General features: G+C 25.7%; 3 protein-coding genes. All 3 read left to right on the forward strand.

The window, feature by feature from the left end:
- Nucleotides 1-1417: hypothetical protein (locus AVBRAN12642_RS09530; protein ID WP_336608296.1), on the forward strand; the 1417-nt coding region annotated here is incomplete at its 5' end.
- A gap of 5 nt (nucleotides 1418-1422) precedes the next feature.
- Nucleotides 1423-2823 carry a hypothetical protein gene (locus AVBRAN12642_RS09535; protein WP_336607499.1) on the forward strand — a complete coding sequence of 467 codons (1401 nt, stop codon included), beginning with the start codon at nucleotides 1423-1425 and terminating at the stop codon, nucleotides 2821-2823.
- An 11-nt stretch (nucleotides 2824-2834) separates the two neighbouring features.
- The coding region (locus tag AVBRAN12642_RS09540; protein ID WP_336608297.1) for a hypothetical protein at nucleotides 2835-3256 on the forward strand (422 nt) is incomplete at its 3' end.

Consider the following 3256-nt stretch of genomic DNA (forward strand, 5'->3'; position numbering starts at 1 on the left):
TTTAAACAAATTAAAAACAAAAACTCAAAATGAATATTATTTTATAGCAGCAAATGATGGGATTTTGCTTGATAGTCTTGAAGAATGCGGTGAGATAGGTTTAAGAAACGAAATTTTAAATGCGATTGAGAACTATGCTCAAAATGATTTGTTTTATTTTTGGCACTTAAGTTCTTTAGGTTCTGCTTTTAAGATAGAAAAAATTATAGAAGTTATTCTTAATAGGTTTAAAAAATATGAAGTTGATTGCCCGAGTTTAAGCGATGATAGTATTTTTTGTCCTATACATGAAAATATAAAAGAGCTAGAAAAAATAAAAGAACAAGTGGTAAGTTTGATTAAACAATGCGATTATAATCATAACTTTATTACCACTAGAAAGTTATTTGACCTTGTTGCTAACGTTATTTTAGGGGTTAAGAAATATCAAAAAAATGAAAGAAAATTACAGTATTTTGAAAGTTGTGAAGAAGCTATTAATGCTATGAAAAATAAACCCAAACTAGATGCTTGTATTTACAATAACCTTTTTGGTGAAAATCTTAATAATGTAGAAGATTCCAAATACAAACATTATAATTATTTGCAAGAATTTAAAATAGGATATGAGACAAATAATACAATAGATGATTTTTTAATGTATGGAGATATAAAAAACAATTATTTATATGCCAAGCTTTTGGATAACAAATACATCACTTTTGAAAATTTTTATAAAATAAAAGATAGCTTTTTTAACAGCAATAACGATAACAAAGAGCAAATTCAAAATGAATTATTTAGCAGTCTTAATTTTTTTAAAAAATTTCTCTTTTTTAGGAAAATCAAACAAAATGGTTTAGACTTTAACGATTTGAGTATTTATCATCATAAAGAAAGTTATGAAAACAATATTATTTTTAAACTAGATAAAACAAAAGATGAAAATAAGCTAGATATAGATAGTGATATAATTTCTGAGCTATCCTCGGGACTTAACAGGGTGTTTACCGGTGCTTTACTAGAAGCTAGCGGTGGGGAGATTTTTATAGTAAAAAATTTTGTAAAAACAAATCATAAACATTCAAATGAACTTTTTATAAAAATCTCAGTTGATGATTTAGAGATTATTAGCAAGTTTAAAAAAGATAGTGTTTCAAGTGATTATGTACCAAAAATATTTTTAAAATTTTCGAGCTACAATGCAGAGTTAATGCTAGATTTGCATATGTTTGAGTTTTTGATGAGAGTTGCTAATGGAATGCTTCCTATTAGTTTTTCTAGAGAGTATTATGAAAGGGTTATTGGCTTTAAAACTAAAATAATAAGTCAAATCAATCAAGAATCACACTTTAAAAACAATAAAATTTCAGTATTTAAAGTAGATTACTCTACTGGTGAAGATAAGGTTACTAATATTAATATAAAAAGCAGGTAATAGTTATGGATAGGGATTTATTAAGTATTTTAAAAGACATATATGATTTTAGCAAAGCTAGAAATATTGATGGTTTTGGTTTTTTTAATTATTTTTTTGGACATAGATTTTTAGATACTCAAGATAAGGAGTTTATATTTTTAGAATTTTTAAACATATGTAGATCAAATCAAGAAAATATGTTTAATGAGTCAGTTATAAAAAAATTAAATCATAAAAAAATAGACACACTTTTAGATGTCTATCAAATACATAATAGCTTTGATAGTCTTATTCAGTCATGCGAAGAGGATTTTTCATATCTTAAATCAAACTTTAAGGACTATAAAGAATTTTATACACTACTTGAGTGTATAGAGCAAATACTAATAAACCCTAATGCAAAAAAGATGAAGTCCTTACATCCATTTTCTTTAAATATGGTTTTTGGTTTATATGCAGATGATAGGCGTAATTTTTTTGCAAGAGGTGGAGAGCTTTTATACCTAGGCTTTTGCAATCTTGAAAACAATGCTTATAAAAATGAGCTAAAAGAATTGATATTATATAGATATAAAAACAACGCAGATTTAAGGTGGGAAAAATTAATTAGCTTACTTAATAACGGTTCTTTAAGCGATGTGGATAGCAGTCAAGTTTTAAACAAAAACTCAATAAATATTAGTGGGTGTGAAATTGTATTTGAGAATTTAGCTAAAGATTTGATTCATCTTTTAAAATCCAATATAGTTACCGAAGATCTTTTTTCTATGATTTCAAATTTAATAGCTTTATATTTAGGTATGTTTATTGTATATAAATCAAAAATTTTAAACAACAATAATGACAAAACACAGATTCCAACAGAAGTACTAAATACAAAAAGCTGCAAAGCTAGGAGATATTCAAAAGATGTTTATAAGATTAACGAAGAAGGTGTTTTAAGTTGCATAATCAACATAATACAAATCTCTACATGTTGTGATCTGCATGAGCTAGAAAGCTTTATTAAAGAAGTTGATAAAGACTATGTTTTTTACAATGATTTAAATAACGTAAAAACCTATCTTATTGACATAATAAAAACAGAGTATAAAAATAACTTTTCAGGAGTTTTAAGAAAGCTATTTAAAGACGCTGGATTAGTTAGTAGAGATGGCACCAATGCTTTTAGATATTTATTAAGTGAAGAATTAATAGCTTTGTTGGTGTTTTTAAATGTAGATATTAAAATGGAATTAGATAAGTTTTTAAGCGTAATTTATGATAAATATAACATTTTTATATCTGATAGATATATTTATGATGAAAGTCTAAAGAGTGATTTTAAAAACAATAAAAAAAGATTTATAAAAAAGCTTAGAAAGCTAGGATATTTAGATGAGAAATCCGATGGATTACTATATATTGTAAATACACAAAGATAGGAAAAGCAGCTATGTCATATATAAATGAAGTAATTTTTAGAAAAATTGAAAATGAAAAAAGCCAAAGTGATGAAATAGCAAAAGTTTTGCTAGAAGATTTTCATAAAACAACATATGTTCATATATTAAATCAGGTGGAAAAACATCATCCTGATATATTGGTATTATGTGATAAAAGATTAGAATTAAACTCAAATGCTTCAAATATTAAAAGCGTTGATGATTTTTATATGGCGAGTGCTAGAAATGAAGAAATAGAGGATTTGCACAACTATAATTTGATTTTATTTCTAGTTGCTAGCAGAATAGATACACTTGGTGATATTAAGCAAATAACAAAAGAAGATTTAAAGGATGATATAGGTGCGATTGTAGATTTGCTTGGGTTGAGCGATGATGATGCAGCTAGGCTAAAAAATATTTGTAATGAGAT

Source organism: Campylobacter sp. RM12642 (genome assembly GCF_020137635.1).
GTDB lineage: Bacteria > Campylobacterota > Campylobacteria > Campylobacterales > Campylobacteraceae > Campylobacter_E.

Bases quoted from the DNA above. Each gene is read 5' to 3' on its own strand.
- AVBRAN12642_RS09535 (WP_336607499.1), top strand. From the start codon at position 1,423: ATGGATAGGGATTTATTAAGTATTTTAAAAGACATATATGATTTTAGC.